The sequence below is a fragment of the Protofrankia sp. Cj5 genome, assembly GCF_917627405.1.
Taxonomy (GTDB): domain Bacteria; phylum Actinomycetota; class Actinomycetes; order Frankiales; family Frankiaceae; genus Protofrankia.
Genome location: NZ_CAKJTO010000010.1, coordinates 63,168 through 67,713, shown reverse-complemented (window position 1 = coordinate 67,713; position 4,546 = coordinate 63,168). Strand labels below are relative to the sequence as shown.

Sequence of the window (4,546 nt, the reverse complement as noted above, 5' to 3'; positions counted from 1 at the left end):
GGCCCGAGCCGGGCTGGTTTGGCGTGGGGATGGGTAGGCTCGGGACTGCCGGTCCGGATGGAGCACGGTGAGCCCGGAGCCAGACCGCCCGTTTCCCGGACGGCGCGTCTTCCGGCTGCCGCGTCTTTCCACTGGCGCAGCAGCTGCCGGGCGGACCCTGCGCGCGCCCGCGACGGGGTTCGGTCGAGCAATGGCGATCTTGGGCGGGAGAACGTGTCCAACGGCTTCAGTCGTACCAAAGACGGCATCCAGGTAGTCCTCGGTCCGCTCGAGGCGACCCTGTTGATCGATTTGATCGGTCAGATCGACGCGCTGTTGGAACCACCGCCGGTGGACGACCCGCTGGAGGCGATCGTCGGGTTGCGCGCTGTCGCGCCACCGCCGCCGGACGATCCGGCGGTGGCGCGGCTCCTGCCCGACGCCTATCCCGACGATCCTGATGCCGGGGCCGACTACCGCAGGCGGACATCGGACGATCTCCGTGCGGGTAAGCGCGCCGCCGCGCGCCGGGTGCTGGCCAGTGTCCCCGCGACCGGCGGGCGGACCCTGCTCGATGATGATCAGATCCAGGACTGGCTGGTCACCCTCAATGATCTGCGACTGGTGTTCGGCACCCGGCTCAACCTGGTCGACGATGCCTCCGCCGACGCTCTCTACACGGTCGAGAGTGACGATCCACGCAGACCTGTGGTCGAGCTGTACCTGTTCCTCGGTGACATGCAGAACCAGCTTGTGCATGCGCTGTTGTGAAGCGGGGCGGGTCCTGCGCGCCATGTCGCTCTGACGGGCATCCCGCCGTGGATGCCACTCGTCGTACGGTGGGCCCGTGCTGCGTATCGAACGAGCAGTCTATGAGGCCATCGTCGCCCACGCCCGGCGAGACCACCCCGACGAGGCCTGCGGGATTGTGGCGGGGCCGGCCGGTTCGGACCGGCCGGAGCGTTTCGTGGCGATGCGAAACGCGGAGCGGTCGCCCACGTTCTACCGGTTCGACTCCATCGAGCAGCTTAAGGTCTGGCGTGTGATGGACGACCGGGACGAAGAGCCAGTGGTGATCTATCATTCACATACCGCAACCGAGGCGTACCCCTCCCGGACGGACATCTCGCTGGCCTCGGAACCGAACGCCCATTATGTTCTCGCGTCCACCCGTGATCCCGAGCACACCGAGGTCCGGTCGTATCGCATCGTCGACGGAGCCGTCACAGAGGAACCCGTGGAAATCGTCTGAGGCATGCGACGCGCTGGGTGGCTGGCGTGCTCCCCGGCGCGGCGGCGAGCCAGCCGTGCCCGCGCGCGGCGGCCCCGGGCGAACCGGCCGGGATCCTGGTACCCCTCCCGTCGGTTCCCCGCGTGGCTGTCACACCGATGCGGATGTCTGTTGTTGTGGTATCGGGCGCGTCGCCCCAGCGGAGATGATGAAGAACTCGGCCGTGTCCGGCGGCGCCGAGCGACACTGAGCAACATCGTGTAACACCGAGAGGAGCACCAATGGCAATCCAGGTCCGCGTTCCGACGATCCTGCGCAGCTACACGGGTGGGTCCAAGGTCGTCGAGGGCGCTGGTGGCACCCTCGACGCGCTGTTCACCGACATCGACAGCCGTTTCCCGGGTCTGCGAGGCCGGCTCGTCTCCGCGGATGGCGGTGGTGAGCTGCATCGCTTCGTGAACATCTACGTCAACGATGAGGACGTCCGTTTCCTCGGCGGTCTCGACGCAAAGATCACCGATGGTGACAGCATAACCATCCTGCCCGCCGTCGCCGGGGGCTCCACCGATGATCGAGCCGCCTTTGGCCGACTAGCAGGCAGGTAGGTCAGCGGAACCGATGCGTTTCGACTCTCTGGTGGACTCGGTCGGCCGCACCCCGCTGGTGGGTCTGCCGAGGCTGTCACCGTCACCGGACGTCCGCCTGTGGGCCAAGCTGGAACAGGACAACCCGACCGGTTCCATCAAGGACCGCGCGGCCCTATGGATGATCATGGATGGTGAGAAGCGCGGCATCCTCGCGTCCGGCGCGACCGTCCTCGAGCCGACCTCGGGCAACACCGGTATCTCGCTGGCCATGGTCTGTCGCCAGCGTGGCTACCGACTGATCTGTGTGATGCCCGAGAACACCTCTGTCGAGCGGCGCCAGCTGCTCGCCATGTGGGGTGCCGAGATCGTCTACTCACCCGCGGCCGGCGGCTCGAACGAGGCCGTCGCCGTGGCCAAGCGGCTGGCGGCCGAACATCCCGAGTGGGTGATGCTTTACCAGTACGGCAATCCGGCGAACGCGCAGGCGCATTATGAGACGACCGGGCCGGAGCTTCTCGAAGATCTCCCGACCATCACCCACTTTGTCGCGGGTCTCGGCACCACCGGGACGCTGATGGGCACCGGACGTTTCCTCGGCGAACGAGTACCTGGTATCCGGATCATCGCCGCGGAACCCCGGTACGGCGAGATTGTCTACGGTCTCCGTAACATTGATGAAGGATTCATTCCCGAGCTTTACGACGAGAGTGTGCTTACTACCCGTATATCCGTGGGCCCAAAAGAGTCACTGCGTCGGACTCGGGAGCTGGTCGAGATGGAAGGGATCTTCGCTGGGATCTCGACTGGATGCATCCTGCATGCGGCCCTGATCGAGGCCGAGAAGTGTGTGCGGGCCGGGCAGCGTGCCGATATCGCCATCATCGTCTGTGACGGTGGCTGGAAGTACCTGTCCACCGGCGCCTACGCGGGCACCCTGGAGGAGGCGGAGGCGGCGTTGGAGGGCCAGCTCTGGGCATGATCGGAAGATGTGCGGGCGTACCGGCCCAGCGATCCGATGTGGTAATGGTCACGATTTTCTGTCCGGTGGCCCGGGAGTCGTTGGGATGCCTACGCGGATCGGGGTGTCCAAAATTCGACAGGGGTATCGTGACCACTGCCACAGGGTGAAAACAGGATTTCGGGCTTAGTCTGATCGCTCATGAGCGGCGCGCCCATCGGGGTATTCGACAGCGCGGGCGACGGCCACGTCGGTGTGCGGGCGATGCTCGATCAGCTTCCGCCCGGCTCCACCGGTCGTCCCGCCGCTGGCATGCGGCTCGGTCCCAGCGGATCACGGCTGTCGGCCGAGCCAGGCCGGCGGGCCGACGGTCCCGCGGCCGCGGCCAGGCGGTGCGGCGGGGGACCCGGTGACATCCGGCCGATTGAGGTGACCCCTCGTATGGCCGTTGCGGGCGCCGGTGGTGCCCGTGCGCATGCCTCCCCAACCAGGGCTGCCGCCCGGCGTATGGGCGTGACCCGCCCCGCTTTCATGGACGTGATCGAACGTGGTGATACGGACAGCCGACAGTTGCCGGAACTGACCAGGGCTTATCTGGCGCCATTTCAGGAAGTCGATGTGGACACAATAATCCCGGGTTGCACCCGTTATCCTTTGTTGACCGGCGTCATCGGCTTTTTTATGGGAGAGGGCGTCACATTGGCGAGCAGCAGGCAAGAAATCGTGCAGGGTCCCCGCCGGGAGCCGGCCCGGTTCGGTACGGCGGCGTGGCCCCGGCCCGTCGTGGCGGGAGCCCGGCCGGCGGGATCGGGGGTGACTCGATGAAGCTCACCGTGCTGGGATGTTCGGGCACCTATCCGGGGCCCCGGTCGGCGTGTTCGTCCTATCTGATCGAGTCCGGCGGCTTCCGGCTCGTGGTGGACGCCGGGAACGGGTCCATGGGCGAACTGCAGCGGCACTGCGACCTGCGGGACGTCGACGCGGTGCTCATTTCCCATCTGCATGGCGACCACTGCCTTGATCTTGTGGTGAATGCCTACGCCCGTCGTTACCATCCCGAGGGGATGCCCCCGAAGCTTCCGGTCTACGGGCCGATCAATACCCAGGAACGCCTGTGCGCGGCGTTCGAGCGTTGGCCCGATGATTCTCTGGCTGATATCTATGATTTTCGGACGATCAGTCCGGGGCGGTTGAACGTGGGTCCTTTCCGGATCGATCTGGAAAGGGTGTCGCATCCGGTTGAGGCCTTCGGCATGCGCTTGACAGCCGACGGGCGCTCGCTGACCTACTCGGGTGACACCAGCGCCTGCGATCAGCTTCTCCAGCTTGCCCGGGAGGCTGACCTGTTCCTGTGCGAGGCGGCCTACCTGGATGTCCAGGACAACCCGCCGGGCATTCACCTGTCGGGCCGCGAGGCGGGGGAGCACGCCACCAAGGCGGACGTCGGGCGCCTCGTGCTCACCCATCTCGTGCCCTGGGGCGACATGCAGCGTAGTCAGGAGGAGGCGGCGGGCACGTTCGACGGCCCGCTGAGCCTCGCCGAGACCGGCGCCGTCTACGAGATCTAGCCGTCAGGGAGCCGCGTCCAGGTGGTTGCTGGCACGGCCGCGGGCCACACCGATACCGGATGAGGTGTATCGGTGTGGCCGAGAACGCGGCCAGGGGCCGCTTGGGCGCGGCGGGCCGGCGTCGCCATCCGTGGGATGCCGCCCGCCATGGCTGTGATGTCCGCTTGGTGGTCGGCCCCGAAGAACTTCCGGCGCCGACCACTTAGAGCGACCGGCAATAGGG

The 4,546-nt window shown here is 66.7% G+C and carries 7 protein-coding genes; 6 read left to right on the top strand and 1 reads right to left on the bottom strand.

Annotation, left to right across the window (positions count from 1 at the left end):
* The 6 genes from MJ777_RS04370 to MJ777_RS04345 form a co-directional block, all read left to right on the top strand.
* A partial coding sequence (locus tag MJ777_RS04370; protein WP_370652641.1) for a DUF2017 domain-containing protein occupies nt 1-750 on the top strand: 750 nt, incomplete at its 5' end.
* 76 nt (nt 751-826) lie between these two features.
* Complete coding sequence (locus tag MJ777_RS04365; protein ID WP_239308672.1) at nt 827-1,231, top strand: Mov34/MPN/PAD-1 family protein; 405 nt, start codon at nt 827-829, stop codon at nt 1,229-1,231.
* A 260-nt stretch (nt 1,232-1,491) separates the two neighbouring features.
* Complete coding sequence (locus tag MJ777_RS04360; RefSeq protein ID WP_239308673.1) at nt 1,492-1,815, top strand: MoaD/ThiS family protein; 324 nt, start codon at nt 1,492-1,494, stop codon at nt 1,813-1,815.
* Between the two features lie 13 nt (nt 1,816-1,828).
* The gene (locus MJ777_RS04355; protein WP_239308674.1) at nt 1,829-2,776 is read left to right on the top strand and encodes a PLP-dependent cysteine synthase family protein; all 948 of its coding nucleotides are present in this window, start codon (nt 1,829-1,831) and stop codon (nt 2,774-2,776) included.
* Nucleotides 2,777-2,956: 180 nt separating this feature from the next.
* A complete protein-coding gene (locus tag MJ777_RS23000; protein WP_370651441.1) occupies nt 2,957-3,580 on the top strand; it encodes a hypothetical protein in 624 nt (207 codons plus the stop codon).
* Nucleotides 3,577-4,323, top strand: a complete 747-nt coding sequence (locus MJ777_RS04345) for an MBL fold metallo-hydrolase (protein WP_239308675.1) — start codon at nt 3,577-3,579, stop codon at nt 4,321-4,323. The genes MJ777_RS23000 and MJ777_RS04345 overlap by 4 nt, the downstream gene beginning before the upstream one ends.
* On the opposite strand, the gene MJ777_RS04340 is transcribed toward MJ777_RS04345, so the two are convergent.
* Nucleotides 4,320-4,546: hypothetical protein (locus MJ777_RS04340; RefSeq protein WP_239373334.1), on the bottom strand; the 227-nt coding region annotated here is incomplete at its 5' end. The two genes, MJ777_RS04345 and MJ777_RS04340, sit on opposite strands and share 4 nt — an antisense overlap.

Coding starts and splice junctions, on each gene's coding strand:
- MJ777_RS04360 (WP_239308673.1), top strand. CDS start 1,492: ATGGCAATCCAGGTCCGCGTTCCGACGATCCTGCGCAGCTACACGGGT.
- MJ777_RS04355 (WP_239308674.1), top strand. CDS start 1,829: ATGCGTTTCGACTCTCTGGTGGACTCGGTCGGCCGCACCCCGCTGGTG.
- MJ777_RS23000 (WP_370651441.1), top strand. CDS start 2,957: ATGAGCGGCGCGCCCATCGGGGTATTCGACAGCGCGGGCGACGGCCAC.
- MJ777_RS04345 (WP_239308675.1), top strand. CDS start 3,577: ATGAAGCTCACCGTGCTGGGATGTTCGGGCACCTATCCGGGGCCCCGG.